The sequence below is a fragment of the Wenyingzhuangia sp. IMCC45574 genome, from assembly GCF_054182685.1.
Window position 1 is genome coordinate 53684 of the sequence record NZ_CM135169.1, and the last position, 21616, is coordinate 75299.

21 protein-coding genes and 1 pseudogene are annotated in these 21616 nt (G+C 33.1%); 11 read left to right on the forward strand and 11 right to left on the reverse strand.

The features are described 5' to 3' along the window. The first annotated feature begins 13 nt into the window (after positions 1 to 13). Positions 14 to 2032 carry a ComEC/Rec2 family competence protein gene (locus ACXHHC_RS00295; protein WP_458227649.1) on the forward strand — a complete coding sequence of 673 codons (2019 nt, stop codon included), beginning with the start codon at positions 14 to 16 and terminating at the stop codon, positions 2030 to 2032. Here ACXHHC_RS00295 and ACXHHC_RS00300 read toward each other — a convergent pair. Next, the gene (locus ACXHHC_RS00300) at positions 2016 to 2540 is read right to left on the reverse strand and encodes a thioredoxin family protein (RefSeq protein WP_458227650.1); all 525 of its coding nucleotides are present in this window, start codon (positions 2538 to 2540) and stop codon (positions 2016 to 2018) included. The two genes, ACXHHC_RS00295 and ACXHHC_RS00300, sit on opposite strands and share 17 nt — an antisense overlap. Positions 2541 to 2588: 48 nt before the next feature. Continuing rightward, positions 2589 to 4361 (reverse strand): peptide MFS transporter, encoded by a 1773-nt coding sequence (locus ACXHHC_RS00305; protein ID WP_458227651.1) that lies wholly within the window; start codon positions 4359 to 4361, stop codon positions 2589 to 2591. A gap of 171 nt (positions 4362 to 4532) precedes the next feature. Here ACXHHC_RS00305 and ACXHHC_RS00310 point away from each other — a divergent pair, with 171 nt between their 5' ends. Together ACXHHC_RS00310 and ACXHHC_RS00315 are read left to right on the forward strand one after the other, a co-directional pair. Further along, on the forward strand, positions 4533 to 5804 hold the full coding sequence (locus tag ACXHHC_RS00310; RefSeq protein WP_458227652.1) for a hydroxymethylglutaryl-CoA reductase, degradative: 1272 nt from the start codon (positions 4533 to 4535) through the stop codon (positions 5802 to 5804). Then, positions 5804 to 6712 (forward strand): GYDIA family GHMP kinase, encoded by a 909-nt coding sequence (locus ACXHHC_RS00315; RefSeq protein ID WP_458227653.1) that lies wholly within the window; start codon positions 5804 to 5806, stop codon positions 6710 to 6712. Before ACXHHC_RS00310 ends, ACXHHC_RS00315 begins: the two co-directional genes overlap by 1 nt. Here ACXHHC_RS00315 and ACXHHC_RS00320 read toward each other — a convergent pair. Further along, positions 6709 to 7227: an IS1096 element passenger TnpR family protein gene (locus tag ACXHHC_RS00320; protein ID WP_458227654.1), complete on the reverse strand. Its 519-nt coding sequence runs from the start codon at positions 7225 to 7227 to the stop codon at positions 6709 to 6711. The genes ACXHHC_RS00315 and ACXHHC_RS00320 overlap by 4 nt on opposite strands. 81 nt (positions 7228 to 7308) lie before the next feature. On the opposite strand from ACXHHC_RS00320, the gene ACXHHC_RS00325 reads away from it, so the two are divergent. Next, positions 7309 to 7725, forward strand: coding sequence for a PaaI family thioesterase (locus ACXHHC_RS00325; RefSeq protein WP_458227655.1), 417 nt, complete (start codon positions 7309 to 7311; stop codon positions 7723 to 7725). 11 nt (positions 7726 to 7736) lie between these two features. Beyond that, entirely contained in the window at positions 7737 to 8780 is a 1044-nt protein-coding gene (locus ACXHHC_RS00330) for a chorismate-binding protein (protein ID WP_458227656.1), read from the forward strand. On the opposite strand, the gene ACXHHC_RS00335 is transcribed toward ACXHHC_RS00330, so the two are convergent. The 4 genes from ACXHHC_RS00335 to ACXHHC_RS00350 are packed head-to-tail and all read right to left on the reverse strand — an operon-like array spanning position 8777 to position 11740. Continuing rightward, positions 8777 to 9229 (reverse strand): hypothetical protein, encoded by a 453-nt coding sequence (locus tag ACXHHC_RS00335; protein ID WP_458227657.1) that lies wholly within the window; start codon positions 9227 to 9229, stop codon positions 8777 to 8779. The genes ACXHHC_RS00330 and ACXHHC_RS00335 overlap by 4 nt on opposite strands. Before the next feature lies 1 nt (position 9230). Further along, the gene (locus ACXHHC_RS00340) at positions 9231 to 9707 is read right to left on the reverse strand and encodes a hypothetical protein (protein WP_458227658.1); all 477 of its coding nucleotides are present in this window, start codon (positions 9705 to 9707) and stop codon (positions 9231 to 9233) included. 33 nt (positions 9708 to 9740) lie between these two features. Further along, positions 9741 to 10283, reverse strand: a complete 543-nt coding sequence (locus ACXHHC_RS00345; RefSeq protein ID WP_458227659.1) for an RNA polymerase sigma factor — start codon at positions 10281 to 10283, stop codon at positions 9741 to 9743. An 11-nt stretch (positions 10284 to 10294) separates the two neighbouring features. Next, positions 10295 to 11740 (reverse strand): TonB-dependent receptor, encoded by a 1446-nt coding sequence (locus tag ACXHHC_RS00350; protein WP_458227660.1) that lies wholly within the window; start codon positions 11738 to 11740, stop codon positions 10295 to 10297. An 88-nt stretch (positions 11741 to 11828) separates the two neighbouring features. On the opposite strand from ACXHHC_RS00350, the gene ACXHHC_RS00355 reads away from it, so the two are divergent. Together ACXHHC_RS00355 and ACXHHC_RS00360 are read left to right on the forward strand one after the other, a co-directional pair. Next, on the forward strand, positions 11829 to 12593 hold the full coding sequence (locus ACXHHC_RS00355; protein WP_458227661.1) for an MBL fold metallo-hydrolase: 765 nt from the start codon (positions 11829 to 11831) through the stop codon (positions 12591 to 12593). Positions 12594 to 12688: 95 nt separating this feature from the next. Then, positions 12689 to 12850, forward strand: a complete 162-nt coding sequence (locus ACXHHC_RS00360) for a YqaE/Pmp3 family membrane protein (RefSeq protein WP_458227662.1) — start codon at positions 12689 to 12691, stop codon at positions 12848 to 12850. A gap of 35 nt (positions 12851 to 12885) precedes the next feature. Here ACXHHC_RS00360 and ACXHHC_RS00365 read toward each other — a convergent pair whose 3' ends face one another. From ACXHHC_RS00365 to ACXHHC_RS00380, 4 genes are all read right to left on the reverse strand, one after another. Beyond that, positions 12886 to 13530: an alpha/beta hydrolase gene (locus ACXHHC_RS00365; protein WP_458227663.1), complete on the reverse strand. Its 645-nt coding sequence runs from the start codon at positions 13528 to 13530 to the stop codon at positions 12886 to 12888. 8 nt (positions 13531 to 13538) lie between these two features. Continuing rightward, complete coding sequence (locus ACXHHC_RS00370) at positions 13539 to 14795, reverse strand: dihydroorotase (protein WP_458227664.1); 1257 nt, start codon at positions 14793 to 14795, stop codon at positions 13539 to 13541. A gap of 146 nt (positions 14796 to 14941) precedes the next feature. Then, a complete protein-coding gene (locus ACXHHC_RS00375) occupies positions 14942 to 15676 on the reverse strand; it encodes a 5'-methylthioadenosine/adenosylhomocysteine nucleosidase (protein ID WP_458227665.1) in 735 nt (244 codons plus the stop codon). Between the two features lie 144 nt (positions 15677 to 15820). Further along, positions 15821 to 16483, reverse strand: a complete 663-nt coding sequence (locus ACXHHC_RS00380; protein ID WP_458227666.1) for an ABC transporter ATP-binding protein — start codon at positions 16481 to 16483, stop codon at positions 15821 to 15823. Positions 16484 to 16620: 137 nt separating this feature from the next. Between ACXHHC_RS00380 and sucC (ACXHHC_RS00385) the strand changes: the two genes are divergently transcribed. From sucC (ACXHHC_RS00385) to ACXHHC_RS00400, 4 genes and pseudogenes are all read left to right on the forward strand, one after another. Continuing rightward, positions 16621 to 17817, forward strand: a complete 1197-nt coding sequence (gene sucC / locus ACXHHC_RS00385) for an ADP-forming succinate--CoA ligase subunit beta (protein ID WP_458227667.1) — start codon at positions 16621 to 16623, stop codon at positions 17815 to 17817. A 193-nt stretch (positions 17818 to 18010) separates the two neighbouring features. Continuing rightward, positions 18011 to 19210 (forward strand): annotated as a pseudogene (gene sucC, locus ACXHHC_RS00390) (ADP-forming succinate--CoA ligase subunit beta); the annotation flags it as partial. A 117-nt stretch (positions 19211 to 19327) separates the two neighbouring features. Beyond that, a complete protein-coding gene (locus ACXHHC_RS00395) occupies positions 19328 to 20446 on the forward strand; it encodes a transglutaminase domain-containing protein (RefSeq protein ID WP_458227668.1) in 1119 nt (372 codons plus the stop codon). 140 nt (positions 20447 to 20586) lie between these two features. Then, the gene (locus tag ACXHHC_RS00400) at positions 20587 to 21609 is read left to right on the forward strand and encodes an SMP-30/gluconolactonase/LRE family protein (protein WP_458227669.1); all 1023 of its coding nucleotides are present in this window, start codon (positions 20587 to 20589) and stop codon (positions 21607 to 21609) included. Positions 21610 to 21616: the final 7 nt, after the last annotated feature.

The window sequence follows — 21616 nt, forward strand, 5'->3', positions numbered from 1 at the left end:
GCTTTAAGTAGCTATGAGAGTGATTTATACTTATATACCTTTTCAGGTGTTGATAGGTGTATTGTTGGGGATACTATTTCCTCCTACAACTACATCCTATTTTTCTATTTTAGGAAGTCTTTTATTGGTGCTTTTTTTAGTGTTGATGTTGCTACATGTAAAGAAAAAGTATCCATTCAATACAAAGTTCTTTTTTGTATTGTTGCTTTTGTTTGGAGTATTGTCTAGTTGGTTGTCTCAACATATAAACAATCAGTTAAACTGTTCAAAACACTACCAATTTAGAGTTAAAGACAATCATGTTCTTCAGTTATTATTGTTAGAAAAGCTAAAAACAACTCAAAAATACCAGCGTTTTTATGCGGAGGTTATTAGTGTTGATCATCAAAAAACCTGTGGTAAGGTTTTGGTTCAGGTAGCAAAGAAAACAGGCAATAACATAGAAATAGGAGAGGTGTTGCTTTGTAGAAATAAAATAACACCTGTAGATTTACCTCCGTCTACTTACCATTTTGATTATAGAACCTATTTGGAAAGAAGAAATATCTACGGGAAGGTTTCTGTACATCACTATATTAAAAAAGGAGCACAACTAAACTTGTTTATAGGGATTCAACGCTTAAGAAATTCAATAGTAACAAAGTTGAATGCTACTATTTTGTCAACACAAACCAAAGGCTTGTTAATGGCAATGCTTTTGGGAGATAGAGATGGTATTTCTGCGGATACGCAAAAAGCTTTTGTAGATGCAGGTGTTGTACATCTTATTGCAATTTCGGGAATGCATATTGGAGTATTATATTTTTTATTACTCTGTACTTTTGGCTTCTTAAAAAGGTTTAAATACGGTAAGTATTTTCAGGTGGTATGCATCTTAGTTTGTTTGTGGGGTTTTGCTGTTTTCTCGGGTTTATCTAGCTCTGTAGTTAGATGTGTAACCATGTTTAGTTTTATTGTACTCTCTAAATTAATCCAAAGAAAGGCTTTGCTGTTAGAACCAATTATTAGTTCGGCTTTACTGTTGTTGTGGATAAAACCTAATTTCTTATACGATGCAGGTTTTCAGTTGAGTTATACTGCAGTAATTAGTATTGTGGTGTTTTACCCATTAATTACTAGAAATTACAAGTTCAGCAATAAAATAGGACAATATTTTTTCGATGTTTTATTAGTTTCCATCATAGCGCAATTGGGGGTGCTACCTTTGTCTTTGTATTATTTTCATCAGTTTCCATTTCAATTTTTAGTCGCTAATTTTTTTGCAGTCTCCCTATTGCCTTTTGTTCTTTATGGCGGGCTGATTGTCTTATTAAAAGTCCTCTGTATCAACTCCTATCATTTTATAGAACTGTTGTTTGATAAGGGGATTGTTTTCTATTTAGAAATCATCCAGAAAATATCTTTGCTAGATGCGTTTATTGTAAGAGATGTATTTTTTCATGAAAGCTATGTAGTGGGGTATTACTTGGTTGTTCTTTGTTTGTGGAAATTGTTTGATGGTTTTAAGTTTAGAAATTTGGCCTATTTGCTAATGGCTGTTTTGTTTTTTCAATCGTCAATATTGTTTCAGAACTATCGATTAAACCATCATAAAGAATTGGTAGTAGAAAATGATTTCTTTACACCTTGTGTAAATTATCTTAATGGGATGAGCTTACATTTAATGGCAAAGGATTCTTTAACAACCAATGATTTGTTGGGAGTAAAGTCAATATGTACAGACAATAATATTACAAGTGTTACGAATTACAGCAATGATGTTTTTCAGTTTAGAGGAGATTACTATGTTATAGTGTCTAAAAAGTTACAATACGAAATGCTTTCTAAAGAAGGTTTAATTTTGATATTAAGGGACAATCCAAGAATAAATCTAGAACGGCTTGTAAAAGATTTAAAGCCCCAAAAAATAATTGTAGAAGCAAAGAACTATAAAGCGAATGTTTTAAAATGGAAAAGCACTTGCAAAAAATTACAAGTGCCCTTTTATAATGTAAGTACCAATGGTGCTTATGTTATTAAGGTTGACTTTTAAACTCTTTTACATATGTAGGGAAATCTTGGTTAACATATTTTTCTTGAGCCATATACGAAATTACTTTTTCCATAAAATCAGGTTGTAAAAAACCAGGAACAGCCTCTACATAATCTGTTTTCTTATCTAAAAAAACAGTGGAAGGATAGCTTAACTTTCCTCTTAGTAAGACATATGCAAGCTCATGAACTCCTCTTCGTCCACTTTCTATATAATTAAAAGTTTCTCCTTTGTATTTTACAGGTTCTTTTTGTTCCGCATTAAATTTTACAGCATAAAAATTTTCGTTAATGTAGTTAACAATGGTCGTGTTTTCGTAGGTAACTGCATCCATTTTTTTACAGTATCCACACCAATTGGTGTAAATATCCACGATAATAGGTTTAGGATTCTTTTTGCTCAATTCAATAGCTTTTTCAAAACTAATCCAGTTTATTTTTTTAGTTGTTGGTTTGTTAGAGAAAGCTAACAATGGAATGATGAAAAGTGTAACTATTATATTTTTCATAAAAATGATTTCTTCTTTGGTCGCTAACTAAAATTAGGTCTTACAAATTTACGTAATACCGTGCATTTTTTTTATCAATGTTTTGTTTAGTAGCGTAACAAGAATACCAGATGCAATTGGTACAATCGTAAAAATTAAAAAGAAAGTTGTTAAATCATACTCTTTGGTAATGTTTTCAATTTGTCCTCCAAGTGATCCTGCTAATTTATTACCTATTGCAATGGCTAAATACCACATACCGTACATAAAACCAATCATTCTAGCGGGGATTAACTTACTTACTTGCGACAAACCAACAGGAGACAGACATAACTCTCCCAAGGTATGGAATAGGTAGGCTAATATAAGCCATATCATACTAACTCTTATTGCTCCAGCCGCAGCTCCAGAAGGAACTACTCTAGCTCCGTAAGCTAAAAAGGCAAAACCAATACCTAATAACACCAAACCAATACCGTATTTCTGAGCCGAAGTAGGGTTGTATTTACTTTCCCACCATTTAGAGAATAATGAAGCAAAAGCAATAATAAAAAAGGAGTTTAGGGTGCTAAACCATGATACGGTAACCGTAACAACATCGGCAGAAAATTGTTCGTAAATTTTAACACCAACAATTCCCCAAATACCTATAAAACTAATGATTAATAGCCAGTTAGAGATGTTAATTAGTTTGTGCGTTTTCTTGTATAACAAAAATAAAACCCACGAGATAATCATTAAAGGAGTAACTGTAAGTAAGGTGTTTATTATGTTGTAAATTACAGCATGATTTCCTACTAGTTCTCGTTGTGTGTAATCTCTTGCAAAAATCACCAAAGAGGTAGCTCCTTGTTCAAAAGCCATCCAAAAGAAAACAGTAAACATGGCAAAAATTACAAAGGATACCATTCGGTCTCTTAAAATTCTTTCATAACGAATAATACGAGAAATTACTAAGAATAAGAAGATTCCAAGAGTAATTAACATTATTTGAGTTGGTCCAGCAATACTGCTTGATGCTCCAATAAATTTTTGAGGCAATAAGTTTAAGTTTCCTATTTTAGAAATAGGATCATTTAATAAATACACTAAACTAACTACAGAACATATAGCTATTAAGATTTTATCTATAGATGTAAAAGGGTTGCTTTTTTCTGTTGCTTTATTTTTTTCTTTAGTAGTCTTATCTTGTTTGGGAGCTTCTCCAATTTCTCCAAATAGCGGAGAAGACAGCCAAAATTGAAAAGTACCAAACAGCATAAAAATTCCAGCCAAACCAAAACCATATGCCCATCCTTTGGTTTCTGCCAAGTAACCACATAGCATCATTCCAAAGAATGCTCCAGCGTTAACTCCCATGTAATAAATGGTGTAAGCACCGTCTTTTTTTTCGGGTACTTTTTCATACATTTCAGATATTATAGAAGTCATATTGGGCTTAAAAAAACCTGTTCCTAGTACTAACAGAGTTAAACCTATGTAGAGCCCTGTTTCTGTTTCAAAGGCCATGGAAGCATGTCCTAAAGTCATAATTGCAGCACCTATAACAACCGCCCATTTATAACCTGTAACCTTATCAGCTATCATACCTCCTAAAATAGGAGTTAAGTAGAGTAAACTCGCATAGGTGCCAAATAATGCTCCCGCATTTTCAGAACTCCAACCCCAACCAGGATTGTCTACACCTGTTATTGCCATTGTTAAAAAGTTAACAAGTAAAACACGCATTCCATAAAAGGAAAAACGCTCCCACATTTCAGTAAAAAAGATAACAAATAGCCCAGAAGGGTGTCCTAATATTGTTTTTTGGTTGGTTTCAGAACCTCCATATATATAATCCATAGGGTAATCTTTGGTTGAGACTCTCAAATTTATCAATATAAACATAAAAAAAGACTGCCTTTAGACAGTCTTTTTTTATTTATTAACATATAATAATGCTTAAGGGTGGTTATTCGTTTTATTATATATCATTAGCGTGTATATTTGCCTTAGAAATAAGATTTATACAAAATGTCACAATTAGTATCGGGTTTTTCAAAGCTTAGTAAAAGAGAAAAAATAGACTGGTTAGCAGTAAACTATTTAAAGGACAATGTAAACGCTAGAGAAATTCTTAGTTTGTATTGGAATTCTGACGAAAAGTTACAACAACTACACGATGACTTTATAGAAAATACGGTTTCTAATTTTTATATGCCATTTGGTGTGGCTCCTAATTTTGTGATTAATGGGAGAAATTATACAATTCCCATGGCGATTGAGGAAAGTTCTGTTGTGGCAGCAGCATCTTTGGTAGCTAAGTTTTGGTCGGATAAAGGAGGTTTTAAAGCAACTGTACTTAGTACTGTTAAAGTAGGTCAAGTTCATTTTATGTATAATGGTGACAAGACTGAATTGTTTAACTATTTTGACAAGGTAAAAGGAAATTTAATTAATGCTACAGACGATATTACTAAAAACATGCGTAAGCGTGGAGGTGGTATTTTAGAAATAGAATTAAGAGATAAAACAGAAGAATTAGAAGGGTATTACCAGCTACATGTAACTTTTGAGACAAAAGATTCTATGGGAGCGAACTTTATTAACTCTTGTTTGGAAGCAATGGCCAAAGAGTTTAAGAAAGAGGGGATAGAGATAGTGATGAGTATTTTATCTAATTATGTTCCAGAATGTTTGGTGAAAGCTACTGTAAGTTGTGAAGTTGAAAAATTACACCCTACAGATGGTGCTTTGTTTGCTAAAAAAATGGAACAGGCTGTTGCCATAGCCAATGTAGAACCGCATAGAGCAGTTACTCATAACAAAGGTGTTATGAACGGAATTGATGCCGTTGTGATAGCAACAGGGAATGACTTTAGAGCAATAGAAGCAGGAGTACATGCTTATGCTGCTAAAACAGGAACCTATAAAAGTTTAACTACGTGCAAAGTAGAGGATGGAATTTTTACGTTTTCTATTGAAGTTCCGTTGGCATTGGGTACTGTAGGTGGATTAACAAGTACGCATCCTTTGTCTAAACTGTCTTTAGAAATGTTAGGAAATCCATCGGCACCAGAGTTAATGCAAATTATTGCTGTAGCCGGATTGGCACAGAATTATGCTGCTTTAAGAGCTTTAACAACCACAGGGATACAAGAAGGGCATATGAAAATGCACTTGGTAAATATTTTAAACCAATTAGAGGCAAGTGTTGAAGAGAAAGAGAAAGTAACACAAGCATTAAAAGGTCAGACAGTAAGTTACAGCGGTGTTGCTGAGGTTTTACAAAAAATTAGAGCCTAATGAAGTTTTACAGTAACGGAAAGCTATTAATTTCTGGGGAGTATTTGGTGTTAGATGGAGCGGTTTCTTTGGCTCTACCAACTAAATATGGACAGTCTTTGGAGGTAGAGGAAACCGATTCAGGATTGATGCATTGGAAAAGTTACAATGTTCAGAATGAGCTTTGGTTTGAGGCAAAATTGAATCTAGAAACACTTAAGGTGCTTTCTTGGAACAATCAAAAAGTTGCAGTTACTTTAGAAAAGATTTTAAGCACTGCTAAATCTTTAAATCCTACATTTTTATTAGATGTTAAGGGCTTAGAAATAAAGACAAGTTTAACCTTTCCTAACGAGTGGGGCTTAGGTACTTCATCTACCTTGATTAACAATATTGCGCAATGGGCAAATATTAATGCTTTTGCATTGTTAGAAAAATCGTTTGGAGGTAGTGGTTATGACATTGCTTGTGCCCAGAATAATTTTCCAATTACTTACAAGAGAAATGGAGTGCATCCAAAGGTTTCTAAAGTAGATTTTAAGCCTAGTTTTAAAGAGAATATTTTTTTCGTTTATCTAAACCAAAAACAAGATAGCAAAGAAGGAATTAAGATGTATCGTTCTTTGGATATAGATAAAACAGGTCTTTTTGAAAGTACAAATAAGATTACACAAGAGATGATAAATGCTACAAACTTAGATGAGTTTGAAGCATTGGTAGACACACACGAAAATATAATATCTGACTTGTTAAAAATAGAAACAGCTAAGCAAAAACTGTTTGCAGATTATAAAGGAGCCGTAAAAAGTTTAGGTGCCTGGGGTGGAGACTTTATCTTGGTTACAGGAACAGAGTCTTACGTTAAGAGTTACTTTACAGACAAAGGCTATAACACCATCTTGTCTTATGCAGCTATGATATTGAATTAGTATTTATCTAAATCAATATCATCTAAACTTTCAAACTCATCAAAACTGGTGTCAAATTCGTCGTCATCAAAATCAAATTCACCGCTACTAGCTTTGTCCGATGTGAATTCTTTTTCAGGAGCTTCTTCAGGAGTTTCTCCTACGGATAAAATCAATTTAGGAAGTTCACTTTCTGTTTTTTCTGTAACTTCAATTAACTCACAATAGAAAGTCCACATGTTTAAATAATCGTATACGTAGATTAATTTTTCTTCGGGATCTTCTATGTTTTGTTGTAAAGTAGTGTTAGACATGCACAGTGCATCAGGACCATCGTCCATAGAGAACAAAGGGATTTCTTCACCTTGATTCCATTCATCATCAGATCTATAAAAAGAGGCCATTTCTTGACCGTTAAAACCAAATACTTTTGCAATTAGTTTATGAAAGTCTTCCAAAGTGTTATTAGCATCTACCAATAAAGTTCTAATTACATCTTCTTCTGTGTCTAATATGACTCTTATTTTATATATCATCTAAATAAATACTTTGTGATGCAAAAATAGTTATAAAACTCAATAAATACTTAATTTTGCTCGAATTAAAATTACAAACTCATGGATTTTAAAAAAGCGTTAGAACAGGTAAATGCATTTAGTAAAAATACATTAATGGAGACATTGGGTATTACCTATACCGATATTGGCCCAGATTTTTTAGTTGCTACAATGCCTGTTAATGCTAGAGTTCATCAACCTATGGGCTTGTTGCATGGTGGTGCTACCATAGCTTTAGCAGAAAGTGTTGGGAGTGCGGCTTCTTTTTTGTTTGTGGATCCTAGTAAATTTACAGTTAAAGGAATTGAGATTTCTGCAAATCATTTAAAAAGTAAGAAAGAAGGAGTGGTAACGGCAAAGGCAATTAATATTCATAAAGGTAAAACTACGCATTTGTGGCAGGTAGAGGTTAGAGACGAAGAAGGTGTTTTAATTTCATTGTGTAAAATTACCAATATTGTATTACCTAAAAACTAGAAGGTAGAAGTTTGAAAATATTATCAGAAATAAGAAAAGCAAAAGCCGATAACAGACCTTTTGTAGCTTTTAGAAATCCCAACGAGAATTTAGTAACTCTTTTTGTGCAAGCAACGAATGAATTGCATGAGTTTAAAAGTTTTACGCAAGAAGGGTATGTGTTTGCTCCTTTTAACGATAAGGAAAAAGCGTATTTACTAAAGGCAGATTTTGTTTTTACTGATGCTATGCAAGATGATTATGCTATAGAGGAGGAGTTGGTTGTAAAGACTGATTTTATAGACGATAAGGAAAGACATATTGGTTTGGTTGAGGATACAATTAATACTATAAAAAACACTGCTATTTCTAAGATAGTTGTTTCTAGAAAAGAGAAAGTTACTTTAGACAATTTTGATGAGGTGGAAACATTTGAGAAGTTGCTTTATCAATATCCAAACGCATATGGCTATATATGGTTTCATCCTAAAGTTGGTTTGTGGATGGGGGCTACTCCCGAGACTTTACTAAAAGTAGATGGTGTACAATTTAAAACGATGGCTTTAGCTGGTACAATGCCATACAAAGGTACTTTAAATGTAGCGTGGGGGAGTAAGGAGATTGAGGAGCAAAGAATGGTTTCTGATTATATAAAAGTAAATTTAGATACATCTGTAGATGTTTTAGAGCTTTCTAAAGTTGAAACCGTAAAGGCAGGTAACTTATTGCATTTAAAAACCAATGTTACGGGTAGTTTAAAAACGGTTAAAGATGTAAAAAAAATAGTAGAGCTTTTACACCCAACACCGGCAGTTTGTGGTTTGCCAAAAGAAGAAAGTAAGGATTTTATTTTAGCAAAAGAAAATTACGATAGGTCTTTTTATACGGGCTATTTAGGAGTTGTTAATATACACCAGAAAACGTCTTTATTTGTGAATTTAAGGTGTTTTACTCTAGAAGATAAGAATGCTTATATCTATGTTGGTGGTGGTATTACAGAAAATAGTATTCCAGAAAAAGAATGGCAAGAAACCTTGGCTAAAAGTAAGGTAATGAAGAAAATTTTAAAAGCTTAGTTCTGTTGCTTTTTCGTTTTTTTCTTAATGTGTTCTAAAAGTTTTTTCTTAAAATTTATTTCAGTTAATTTTAATTTTAAAATTTGTTTAGGTCGTAATATTGTACTTAAATCTTTACTTAAAGCTACTTTTAAATTTATAATTTCTTTTTCTTTTGTAAAAAGTGTGGTAAGAATATTACTAGCTTCTTGTTCCGAAATTTGTTTAAACTTAATTGTTTTCTGAAGCGTGTTTTTAGACTTATATAACTCAGCAGTTTCTTTTCTGTACTTGTTATAGATAGGCCAGAATTTTTTAGATTGTTCAGGTTGTAAAGAAAGCTTTTCTGTAATATAGCTTCTTCTTAAAGCATTGATTTGTTTGTAATCAACCTTTTGATTGTTCTTTTGTTGAGCCATAGAAGTTAGCCCAAAGCATAATAGTAAACCTAAAACAATAAATTTCTTCATATTAAAATTCAACTAAATCATATTCACTTAATTCCAGAGATAATTGTTCAATATTTACATAATCTCCATCTAAGTTAATTTCAGATAAGTCTTCGTTGTTAATTGTTAAATTACTGATGATTTCATCGTATTCTATGTTCTCTTCGTAAGTTAAGTAACTAATTACGTTGTCATCTTGTAATTGAATATCGGTATTGGTTCCTTGTTTAAATAAGAAGAATCCAAAGATAAATGCTGCTGCAACACTTGTATAAGGCAACAGTTTAATTATTTTAGAGCGAGAACGTTTTACCGTAAAGTTTTCAAAATAATTGTTTGGAACTTTAAATCCTGTTTCTTTAGGAAGTTCTTGTTCTACAGAAGCAATATGAATCCTTTCTGATAGATTATTAAAATAATTATCAGGGGTTTTAAAAGGGTTCTTTCCTTGCGTGAACTCCTTTAAAAAATCTTCGCTATGTTGAGTCTCTTTTTCCATCTTGTTTATTAGATACTTTCTAGCAAAAAAGGTTTAATATTTTTTTATGAATGCTTCTATTTTTTTTACAGCATGATGATAGGACGATTTTAAAGCTCCTACAGAAGTGTCTAAAATTTCTGACATTTCTTCGTACTTTAAATCATCAAAATACTTCATGTTAAAAACTAATTGTTGCTTATGAGGTAGTTCTGCAATTGCTTTTTGCAGAATGATTTGAATTTGGTCTCCATCAAAAAGCTCATCACTTTGAACCGATGTTCTTAGCTCTTTTTGATATTCTTCGATAGGGATGTTAGACTTCTTTGCTTTTTTATTTAAAAACGTAATTGCTTCATTGGTGGCAATTCTATACATCCAAGAGAACAGCTTACTTTCTTCTTTAAAACCATTAATGTTTTTAAATACTTTAATAAAAGTATTTTGTAGTACATCATCCGTATCATCGTGATTGATCACAATTTTACGGATGTGCCAATACAAACGTTCTTTATATACCCTAACAAGTTCATCAAAAGCGATGGATTGTTTTTTAGGGTCTTTTAGGTTTACAATAAGTTGTTGCTCTTCGGTCAATGTATATCAGTCTACGCGTTCATTCTCTTCTTGTATCCAAACAAACCTTTAAACTTAATGGTTTCCGCAATACCTTCTGGTAACATTGCTTCCCAACCTTCTTCGTTTCTACCAATCTTTTTAAATACATCTGGCCCTTTTATGTCCATATGATTTACATTGTAGTTTGGTATGTCTATAATTCTTCCTGTTTGTTTAAAATACTTATACAGTTCCTTAACTCTGTGGTTAACTCGTAAGTTTTCACTGTTTACAATTGTTTCACCATCTCTGTCAAGGAGTGGGTAAAGATATATAATCAAATTGTTAGAAAATAATTTACCAACACCTTCTAGTATATTTCCTTTTAAATGGTTGTAATATTTAATATCAAAAATATTCATAATACTATCAGCACCCATTGCAAAACCAAGTTGTTTGTTGGTGAATTCTCCAAAGAAATCAGCTAACTTATAGTATTCTTGGAAATTGGTAATCATTACCATTTGTCCTAAAGAACATAATAAATCTGCTCTGTCTAAGAAATCACGTTCGTTAATTTCTCCTTCGTTTTTTAGGTTAGAAAGTGTTATTTCGAATATGGTTCTCGTATTTTCTGGGTCTACTTTTGGGTTTTCGAAGAACAATTTTTGAGACTCTTCGTAAACATCCATGTTAATTTTGGTAACAGGTCTAAATTTACCTCTTAAGGCCAAAATGTTCTTTTTGTACAATTCTTGAGCAGGTAATAAGTTTTTACCACTATCGTTAAACATTACGGCATTGGTCATTTCGTTCTTAACCAATTGTAAACTCATCAAACGGTTGTCTACATAGGTAAAACGAGGACCAGAAAAGTTAATCATATCAATTTCTAACTCATCTTTTTCAATATTGTCGTACAAAGAACAAATTAAATCTTTAGGATTGTCGTTGTAGTAAAAGGCTCCATAAACAAGATTTACACCTAATTTCCCTAGGGTTTCTTGTTGTAAGGTAGCATCCATTTGTCTAAAACGAAGGTGTAAAATAATTTCGTTATAAGGTTCGTGAGGAGATAATTGAAATTGTATTCCAACCCATCCATGACCTTTAAACTGTTTGGCAAAATCTATGGTTGCAACCGTATTGGCATAACTAAAATACATTTTATCAGGATGTTTAGCTCTGTCTAATCTGTTTTCGGTTAGCTGTATTTCATGGTTTAACATCTTTTTTAAACGACTTTCTGTTACGTAACGTCTGTCGTCTTCAATTCCATAAATAGCATCGGAGAAATCTTTGTCGTAAGCACTCATGGCTTTTGCTATGGTTCCAGAAGAACCTCCAGCTCTAAAAAAATGTCTTACGGTTTCCTGACCAGCACCAATCTCCGAAAAAGTTCCGTAGATATTTTTGTTAAGATTGATTTTGAGTGCCTTGGTTTTACTGGTTAGGATATTTTCTACTTGAATGTCTCCTTTGTGTGATACTGCCATGTTGGTTGATTTCTTTTTGCAATCAAATATACCATTTTTTGGTTTTTTACTTACATCGTTTTCGTATTTTTGAGGAAGAATTTGTACTATGAAAGTAACTTTTTTGGGCACGGGAGCATCTCAAGGGATTCCTATGATGCTTTCTGATGAACCTATCAATTTTTCTTCGGATCCTAAAGATAAAAGAATGCGTTCTTCTGTTATTATGGAGTGGGATGGGTATTCTCTTTTAATAGATTGTGGAGGAGATTTTAGAACACAAGTAATTCAGAACAACATACTACAGATAGATGCCATTCTCTTTACGCACGAACACTCAGATCACATTGCGGGATTAGACGATATAAGACCTTTTTGTTATAAAATAGGACCGATGCCCGTTTATGGAATGAAACGAGTAATGGATGTTCTTTCAACAAGGTATGGGTATATTTTTGCAACAGAAAATAGGTATCCTGGTGCGGCTGCAGTAGATCCTTTTATTATAGATGATACTCCTTTTGAGTTAGGGGGTAAAGAAATAATTCCTGTAAAAGTAAATCATGGAAGCTTGCCTATTTTAGGTTTTAGGGTAGGAGATTTTGCGTATTTAACAGATGTAAAAACAATTCCAGAGTCTGAGTACAAAAAATTACAAGGCTTAGAAGTATTGGTGATAAGTGCACTAAGAATAGAACCACACCCAACACATTTAAATTTAGAGGAGGCTATAGAAATGGTTAAAGTTATAGCTCCTAAAAAGGCTTATTTTATGCATATAAGTCACAGATTAGGTTTTCATGAAGAAGTAAGTAAAGTATTGCCAGAATCTATGTTTTTATCTTATGATGGTTTAAGCTTTGATGTAGGGTAAATTACGGATAAGAATATAAATAATGGTTAATTGTTAGTGAGACTGAAATTGTTAATTTTACGTGGGTAATAATTAACTTTTTAAACTAAACAATTATGAACAAGGTAGTACTTATTATTTTATCATTTTTTATTCCACCATTAGCGGTGTTTTTAAAAAGAGGAGTAGACAAACATTTATTTATCAATATAGTTTTGTGTTTTGTATTCTGGATTCCAGCAATCTTACATTCTTTATGGGTAGTTACTCAGAAATAACAAACAAAAAAGAGAGCTTTTGCTCTCTTTTTTGTTTATATACGTTCTTCAATCCACTTTTTAAAATCATAAAAATTTGTAGGATGTACTCCATGTCCTACAGGATATTCTTGGTAAGAGTTTTCTATTCCTAGTTCAGTTAAAAGTTCGGGAGCTTTTCTAGCCCATTCTACGGGTATTACCTGATCTACAGTTCCGTGGGAAATAAAGTAATCTACGTTGTTTTTTGTAGGTTCTGAAAGTAGAAAATCGGGGTTAAAACATCCGCTTAATGCAACTACATGTTGTACTTTTTCTGGAAAGGTAAAGGAAAAAGCATAACTTAAGATTGCTCCTTGACTAAATCCGGTAAAGAAAATTTTATTGCTGTCTACATTGTATTTTTCAATAATTTCATCTAAGAAAATATTCAATTTCTGAACCGATGCTTTTCCTTCTACAGGATCAGAAAATTTATTTTCATCGGCATCAAAGGTAATGCTATACCATGCATAGCCACCAAAAGGTAAGGCAGTAGGAGCTTGTACACTCACTACCAAGGCTTGTTCTGGTAATTCAGAAGCAAAAGAAAACAAATCGTCCATATTACTTCCATATCCATGAATAAGTAATATTAAAGGAGCTTTTAGAGAGTTAACTTTTGGTTCTCTAACTATATATTCTAAAGATAGGTCTGTCATAATATTGTTTAGGCAAGGGTTAAGATACCATTGTTGTAAGTTCCATAAACTTTTCCTTGGGTAGCTTTTCCTAGATAAGCACTGTTTTTAGAGGTTGATAAAATACTTTCTTCTGTAAAGGTTCCAGTGCCTAAAGTTGTAAATAAACTTAAATTCGCTTTTTTACCTGTTTGGATTTTAGTTTCCGGAAGCTTAAATACGTTGGCAGGAGCAGTGGTTATTTTATCTATAAGTGTTTCTACTCCTAAAACGGGTAGTAAACTTGTAAATAAACTCTCTAATCCTATGCTTCCATCAGTAGCGTTGCTAAATTCTATTTTTTTGTTTTCTATATCTATAGGATCGTGATCCGAAGTAATGAAATCAATAGTTCCGTCTTTTACTCCATTAATTAAAGCTGTTACGTCTTCTGGAGTTCTTAATGGAGGGGTGATTTTATAGTTCGCATCAAAAGCGTGTAATTCTTCATCGGTTAACGTTAAGTGGTCTGCACTAACACTACAGGTAACTTGTAACCCTTTTTCTTTGGCTTCTTTAATAAGCGCTACAGATTTAGAGGTACTAATTGTAGGGATGTGTAGTTTACCTCCTGCATATTCTAATAAAAACAAATCTCTACTTATTTGTAATTCTTCTGCCAAAGCAGGAATCCCTTTTAAACCTAATTGTGTGCTGTTGGTTCCTTCGTTAACAATACCTTCTCCTGCAATGTTACAATTGTTTGGGTAACTCATTACCAAACCATCAAAACTCTGAGTGTATTGCAAGGCAATTTTAATAAGGTTGGCGTTTTTAGTAGCTTTTTTGTAATCGTTAAAAGCAATGGCACCTGCTTGTTGCATGTCATACAGCTCAGCTATATCTAAACCTTTACTACCTGCGGTTAAAGATCCTATAGGAAATATAGTTACACCAGTTCCAAAACTTTTATTCTTTAAATAGTTTACTAAAGATTTAGAGTCTGTGTATGGGTTGCAGTTAGAGTTTAGTGCTACCGCAGTAAATCCACTTTTGGCAGCAACGGTTAATCCGTTTTCTATGGTTTCTCTATCTTCATAACCTGGTTCACCAAAACTTACGCTGGCATCAAACCAACCATTAGAAACCGTTAGGTTGTCTAAAATCACTTCAGAACAATTTTCAGGACAAGATATATTTTCTTGTATTGTATGTATTATCCCATTTTCAATCAAAATATCTAGTTTCTGATTGTGAAATTCACTTGCAGGGTCAAAAATTGTCGCTGATTTTAGTAAAATATTCATGCTTTTAGTTTCGAATTCAATTTAGGTAATGTCTCTGGAAAATAAGCAAATTGGCTCGAAAATGAGCGTAGAAATAAGGTCGCAGAAGAGTGTTTAGCGTTTTCTATCATTGCTTAATAAGGTTGGGCAAAGATACGCAAAGAAAATTAACTGCAATAACTTTCTAAGATCCCCTTAGCGTATTTACTTGCTATTTGCTTTGTGAATTTAGGGAAATCTACTGGTGCACTGTGATCTGCCTTGTCCGAAATAATTCTAATAATATTAAAAGGAATTTTATAAGCTTCACAAACTTGTGCCACCGCAGCTCCTTCCATTTCTACACATTGTAATTCTGGAAGATTCTCTTTTAGGTTGTTAAAAGCTGTTACATCGCTTATAAACTGATCTCCACTGGCAACTAATCCTTTTACTATTTTAGGGGTGTCAATATAAAAGTCTTTGGACTCTTCTTTAGAGATATGTTGGTAGTATTTGTCTTTAAACAATGCTACACATTTGTATAAGAAATTGTTTGCAGAGGTTTCAAAATAAGATTTACCTATTAAAGGAATTTCGAATTTTGGAAATAGGGGACTCGCATCCATGTCGTGTTGTACCAATTGGGTAGCAAAAACCACATCTCCAATGTTTAAATTAGCGTCTATAGCACCTGCAACACCTGTAAAAATAATTTCTCTTGGTTGGTAAGTGCTTATTAGTTGAGTAGTAGTAATGGCTGCAGCTACTTTTCCCCAGTTAGAAAAAACAATTACAACTTCTTGTTGGTTTATTGTACCTTGGTAGTAGGTTCTTTCTCCAATAGTTTTGGTGATTGTATTTTCTAATATTGCTAGTAATTCAGCTACTTCATCGTGCATAGCACTTATAATTCCGATCATTATTTTTTATTAATATGTTTATAAAGTTGAAAAGTTCATAAAGTTTTAATGTTGGGTTGGTTTTTACCAGGAACGAAATTCATATTTTCTTTCAACTTTCAACTTTCAACTTTCAACTTTCAACTTTCAACTTTCAACTTTCAACTAATTCACTAAATTCCCATCTTTTAAAACCAATTTTCTATCGGCCATATTGGCTAGTGTTTCATTATGTGTTACAATAACGAAAGTTTGGTTAAACTCATCTCTTAACTTAAAAAAGAGGTCGTGTAAATTGGTTGCACTTTCGGTGTCTAAGTTTCCGCTAGGTTCATCTGCAAAAACAATAGCAGGCTGATTGATTAAAGCTCTTGCAACAGCAACGCGTTGTTGTTCTCCTCCGGATAGTTGACTAGGCTTATTTTCTGCTTTGTTTTTAATTCCTAAAAAATCTAACAATTCTAATGCACGGGTTTCTACCTCTTTCTTTTTTTTGTTTGCAATAAATGCTGGAATGCAAACATTCTCAATAGCCGTAAATTCTGGTAACAGTTGATGGAACTGAAATACAAATCCTATGTGTTGGTTCCTAAACTCAGACATTTTTTTGTCTTTTAAATGTATAGGAGAAACCTGATTGATTTGTAAATCAACTTTTTTGGTAATATCAGGAGTGTCTAAGGTGCTTAGAATTTGCAATAAGGTGGTTTTTCCTGCTCCGGAAGGTCCTACAATAGCAACCACTTCTCCTTGTTTTATATGAAGATCAATTCCCTTTAAAACTCTAGTGTTATTAAAGGTTTTTTCAATGTTTTTAGCTACAATCATAGGTGTAATATAGTGGAACGAAAATACTAAAAAACTAATGATTTTGGCTTTTTTGTTAAATACTTATCATTTTTAAGTATTTATACGGTTTATTTCTATTTTTGAAACCAACATAATATTTTTATAAGACTGATTTTATGAACTTACACGAATACCAAGGGAAAGAGATTTTAAAGAGCTTTGGAGTTAAAGTACCTATGGAGCTTGTTGCTAACACTCCAGAAGAAGCATTAGAGGCTGCAAATAAAATTCACGCAGAGAAAGGTTGTACTGTTTTTGCAGTAAAAGCACAAATTCACGCAGGTGGACGTGGAAAAGGAGGTGGTGTTAAAATCGCTAAATCTATAGAAGAGGTAAAAACATATGCTGAACAAATTTTAGGAATGATGTTGGTTACTCCTCAAACTTCTGCAGAAGGGAAAGAAGTTCACCAAGTATTGATTTCTGAAAACGTATACTACGATGGTCCATCTAAACCAGAAGAGTACTATATGTCTGTTTTATTAAACAGAGCTACAGGAAAAAACATGATTATGTATTCTCCAGAAGGAGGTATGGATATTGAAGCTGTTGCAGAAGCAACACCTGAGTTAATCTTTACAGAAGAAATCGACCCTGCAACTGGAATCTTACCATTCCAAGCTCGTAAGATTGCTTTCAACTTAGGATTGTCTGGAGCTGCTTTTAAAGATATGACCAAGTTTGCGATGGCATTGTACAAAGCATACGAAGGTTCTGATTCTTCTTTATTTGAGATTAACCCAGTATTTAAAACTGCTGATGATCAAATTTTAGCTGTAGATGCAAAAGTATCTTTAGATGAGAACGCATTGTACCGTCATAAAGATTACATTGAGTACAGAGATGTACGTGAAGAGCACCCAACAGAAGTAGAAGCAAAGGCTGCTGGATTAAACTATGTAGCATTAGACGGAAACGTAGGATGTATGGTAAACGGAGCTGGATTGGCAATGGGAACTATGGATTTAATTAAGCAAGCTGGTGGAGATCCTGCAAACTTCTTAGATGTAGGAGGTACTGCAGATGCAGAAAGAGTAGAAACTGCTTTTGGAATTATCTTAAAAGATCCTAAAGTAAAAGCTATTTTGGTAAACATTTTTGGAGGTATTGTTCGTTGTGACCGTGTGGCACAGGGAGTTGTAGATGCTTACAAAAACATGGGAGATAAAATTAATGTTCCAATTATTGTTCGTTTACAAGGAACAAATGCTGTAGAAGCAAAGGAATTAATTGATGCTCAGGAAGGGTTAGATGTAATTTCTGCAACTGAGTTCCAAGAAGCTGCTGAAAAAGTACAAGAAGTATTGGCTTAATTAGTCAGAAAAACAATACTATTTTAAACCGTTCTCTTACTAAAGAGAACGGTTTTTTTATGGAGTTAATCAAGGTTGAGAACGTTTTCGTAAAAACTTTAAAAAAAACTTGACATCATCATAATTTATTAACGTTTGTATCTAGAATTATTACTATACTTGCACCCGACTTTTAAATACACTCAAAACAACTAGAATGAACTTACACGAATATCAAGGGAAAGAGATCTTGAATAGTTTTGGAGTTAGAATTCAGAGAGGAATTGTAGCAACTACTCCAGAAGAAGCTGTAACAGCAGCTCAACAATTAACAGAGGATACCGGTACTAGCTGGTACGTGGTTAAAGCACAAGTTCACGCCGGAGGACGTGGAAAAGGTGGTGGAGTAAAATTGGCTAAGAATTTAGAGGAAGTAAAAACAATTTCCGATCAAATTTTAGGAATGATGTTGGTTACTCCTCAAACTTCTGCAGAAGGGAAATTGGTAAATCAAGTATTAATTGCCGAAGATGTTTACTACCCAGGAGAAAGCGAAACAGAAGAGTACTACATGTCTGTTTTATTAAACAGAGCTACAGGAAAAAACATGGTAATGTATTCTCCAGAAGGAGGTATGGATATTGAGGAAGTAGCAGAAAAAACACCTGAGTTAATCTTTACAGAAGAAATTGATCCTGCTACAGGAATTTTACCATTCCAAGCACGTAAAATTGCTTTCAATTTAGGATTGTCTGGAGCTGCTTTTAAAGATATGACCAAATTTGTAATGGCTTTGGTTACTGCTTATGAAAAATCAGACTCGGCGATGTTCGAAATTAATCCTGTTTTAAAAACATCGGACAATAAAATTTTAGCTGTAGATGCAAAAGTATCTTTAGATGAAAATGCATTGTATCGTCATAAAGATTTTGCAGCATTAAGAGATATTCGCGAAGAACACCCAACAGAAGTAGAAGCAAAGGCTGCTGGATTAAACTATGTAGCATTAGACGGAAACGTAGGATGTATGGTAAACGGAGCTGGATTGGCAATGGGAACTATGGATTTAATTAAGCAAGCTGGTGGAGACCCTGCAAACTTCTTAGATGTAGGAGGTACTGCCGATGCAGAAAGAGTAGAAACTGCTTTTGGAATTATCTTAAAAGATCCTAAAGTAAAAGCTATTTTGGTAAACATTTTTGGAGGTATTGTTCGTTGTGATCGTGTGGCACAGGGAGTTGTAGATGCTTACAAAAACATGGGAGACAAAATTAATGTTCCAATTATTGTTCGTTTACAAGGAACAAATGCTGTAGAAGCAAAAGCGTTAATTGATGCTGAAGAAGGATTGAACGTTATTTCTGCAACTGAGTTTCAAGAAGCTGCTGAAAAAGTGCAAGAGGTATTGGCTTAACTAGTTAAGTCGGTTTTAATAAATATTATGTTGAAAACCTTCTCACGAAAGTGAGAAGGTTTTTTTATGGCATTACATTTGGAACGATTACATTTGAATTAAAAAAACGAATACGCTATGATGAAGAAAATTGTGTTTACTTTTTTTATACTTATCCCGTTTACTCTTTTAGCTCAAACAGATTATGCGGTGATAGATGCCAAGTCTAAAACAGTTCCTAGTTCATTAAGAACCAGTAGTGAAATTGCAAAGTATTTAACAAAAGATATAAAGACAGATAAGGGAAAGGCAAGAGCAATTTATATTTGGATTGCTCATAATATTCAGTACGATCTCAGCCTTATAAATAAGAATATTAATTTTCTATCAGATAAGGAAGTGGTGGAGTACGCATTAAGTAAAAGAAAGGGAATTTGTATGCACTATGCAGCCTTGTTTTTAGAAATGTGCAAAACTGCAGCGTTAGAAGCCTATACTATTTCTGGATATACCAAAGATTACAATGGGGAGATTGCGAACTTAAGTCATGCTTGGAATGGAATTAGGATTAATGATACTTATTATTTAGTAGATGTTACTTGGTCTGCGGGTTATGCTTATAAAGGAAAATATGTTCACAAGTTTAGAGATTTATATTTTTTAAAATCCCCTAAAGATTTTATTAAAAATCACATTTCTTTTGATCCAGTATGGCAGTTTTTAAACAACCCAATTAACAATAAAGAATTTTATAAGAGCGACTTTGCCAAGTTGGATAGTATGGGAACATTTTCTTTTAAGGATTCTATTCGTCTCTACAATAATCAAAATGATTTAGAAAGAATTAAAGGTGCAACAAGACGAATTAGAACATGTGGTATTGCAAATAGTCTGATAAGAGAAATGGTAGATTATTACGATAATAGAATTGCGAGTGAAGCATACAATAAAGCAATTGAATTAATGAATTCTGGGGTGGCAGATTTTAATTTATACGTGCATTATAAAAATAGAGGTTTTAGAAAACCAAAAATTAGTGATGAAAGAATCCAGCAACTTATAGATAATTCAGGAAGTAAGGCGGTTAGAGCCCAACAAATTCTTTCGGAGTTGCATTCTAATAATATAAAGTTGTCAAGGCTAATTATTAATGCCAAAAAGGATAATAATAGCTTATTGGATAGTTATAAGCAAGAAAAGGCATTTGTTGCTAAGTATTTAAAAAAATGGAAACTCTTTAGAGGTTTTATGTTGTAGTTTTTCAAAGGTATTTTAATCTAATTTTAATGCTAGTGAGAAAACTATTTTGACTAGGTTCAGCATCATATTAATACAGATGCTATGATTGGGTTATTATTTGATACATTTCTGTTTCATTAACTAATTCATGAAACAAGATGCGTAAACTAGTTGCTATTATAGCCGTTGCTTTTATATTTTATGGAGCTGCTAAAGCTCAACATAATGTAAAATCAACTACTTACCTTACTTTGCCAAATTTTTGCCCAACTCCAGATGCCTATGCTGTAGCTCCTGATGGAAGTTTAACACTGTCTTGCCCTAACTATGCAGAAAAGAATGTTCCTGGTGCTTTGGTGAAAATTACAGAAGATAAAAAAGTAAAACTCTTAACTACGATTGCCGGAATTGATAACAAAGGCTTTGGTGCTCCTATGGGAATAGCTTATGGTCCTGATGGAGGTTTGTATGTTTGTGTAAACCAAGGTAAGAATAGAGGTAGAGTTTTAAAATTAACGTTTAAGGATGATGAGCTTATTACCACAGAAGTGATAGCTAAAGGAATGCAGGCACCCAATGGAATTAGATACCATAACAATGCTTTGTATGTTACGCAGCCAATATTAGATAAATTAAAAACAGATAAGAATGTAGGTGGAGTGTATAAGTTTTCTACCACAGACCGTAATGTTTTGGTGAATAATGATAGAACAGATAAACAATTGATTTTTTCTGTAGAGACTAAAAACCCTAAGAGGCAGTTTGGTTTAGATGGTATTGCTTTTAATACTAAGGGAGAGTTGTTTGTAGGAGATTTTGGAGATGCAGTTATTTATCGTTTAGAACAAAATGCACAAGGAGATATTGTAAACCATTCTGTATATGTAGACTTACCAGATGATGTAGGTGCAGATGGAATTGATTTTGATGACAAAGACAATTTGTACGTTGCAGGTTTTATAACAAATCAGATTGTAAAAGTAGGAGTAGACAAAAAGGTTACTGTATTGGTAAAATACGCTGATAATGATGGGACTGATGGACAAATAGATCAACCTTCAGATTTAATAGTTTACAAAGGACAGTTATTAATTTCTAATTTTGATTTGATGAAAGGAAACGGAATGGTAAATACAAAACACGGGAAACCATATACTTTAGCAAAGATAGATTTACCATAAAAAACAA

What these genes read in the sequence shown, in the direction of transcription:
- ACXHHC_RS00295 (WP_458227649.1), top strand. Translation starts at nt 14, where the DNA reads ATGAGAGTGATTTATACTTATATACCTTTTCAGGTGTTGATAGGTGTA.
- ACXHHC_RS00300 (WP_458227650.1), bottom strand. Translation starts at nt 2,540, where the DNA reads ATGAAAAATATAATAGTTACACTTTTCATCATTCCATTGTTAGCTTTC.
- ACXHHC_RS00305 (WP_458227651.1), bottom strand. Translation starts at nt 4,361, where the DNA reads ATGGATTATATATATGGAGGTTCTGAAACCAACCAAAAAACAATATTA.
- ACXHHC_RS00310 (WP_458227652.1), top strand. Translation starts at nt 4,533, where the DNA reads ATGTCACAATTAGTATCGGGTTTTTCAAAGCTTAGTAAAAGAGAAAAA.
- ACXHHC_RS00315 (WP_458227653.1), top strand. Translation starts at nt 5,804, where the DNA reads ATGAAGTTTTACAGTAACGGAAAGCTATTAATTTCTGGGGAGTATTTG.
- ACXHHC_RS00320 (WP_458227654.1), bottom strand. Translation starts at nt 7,227, where the DNA reads ATGATATATAAAATAAGAGTCATATTAGACACAGAAGAAGATGTAATT.
- ACXHHC_RS00325 (WP_458227655.1), top strand. Translation starts at nt 7,309, where the DNA reads ATGGATTTTAAAAAAGCGTTAGAACAGGTAAATGCATTTAGTAAAAAT.
- ACXHHC_RS00335 (WP_458227657.1), bottom strand. Translation starts at nt 9,229, where the DNA reads ATGAAGAAATTTATTGTTTTAGGTTTACTATTATGCTTTGGGCTAACT.
- ACXHHC_RS00340 (WP_458227658.1), bottom strand. Translation starts at nt 9,707, where the DNA reads ATGGAAAAAGAGACTCAACATAGCGAAGATTTTTTAAAGGAGTTCACG.
- ACXHHC_RS00350 (WP_458227660.1), bottom strand. Translation starts at nt 11,740, where the DNA reads ATGGCAGTATCACACAAAGGAGACATTCAAGTAGAAAATATCCTAACC.
- ACXHHC_RS00355 (WP_458227661.1), top strand. Translation starts at nt 11,829, where the DNA reads ATGAAAGTAACTTTTTTGGGCACGGGAGCATCTCAAGGGATTCCTATG.
- ACXHHC_RS00360 (WP_458227662.1), top strand. Translation starts at nt 12,689, where the DNA reads ATGAACAAGGTAGTACTTATTATTTTATCATTTTTTATTCCACCATTA.
- ACXHHC_RS00365 (WP_458227663.1), bottom strand. Translation starts at nt 13,530, where the DNA reads ATGACAGACCTATCTTTAGAATATATAGTTAGAGAACCAAAAGTTAAC.
- ACXHHC_RS00370 (WP_458227664.1), bottom strand. Translation starts at nt 14,795, where the DNA reads ATGAATATTTTACTAAAATCAGCGACAATTTTTGACCCTGCAAGTGAA.
- ACXHHC_RS00375 (WP_458227665.1), bottom strand. Translation starts at nt 15,676, where the DNA reads ATGATCGGAATTATAAGTGCTATGCACGATGAAGTAGCTGAATTACTA.
- ACXHHC_RS00380 (WP_458227666.1), bottom strand. Translation starts at nt 16,483, where the DNA reads ATGATTGTAGCTAAAAACATTGAAAAAACCTTTAATAACACTAGAGTT.
- sucC (WP_458227667.1), top strand. Translation starts at nt 16,621, where the DNA reads ATGAACTTACACGAATACCAAGGGAAAGAGATTTTAAAGAGCTTTGGA.
- ACXHHC_RS00395 (WP_458227668.1), top strand. Translation starts at nt 19,328, where the DNA reads ATGATGAAGAAAATTGTGTTTACTTTTTTTATACTTATCCCGTTTACT.
- ACXHHC_RS00400 (WP_458227669.1), top strand. Translation starts at nt 20,587, where the DNA reads ATGCGTAAACTAGTTGCTATTATAGCCGTTGCTTTTATATTTTATGGA.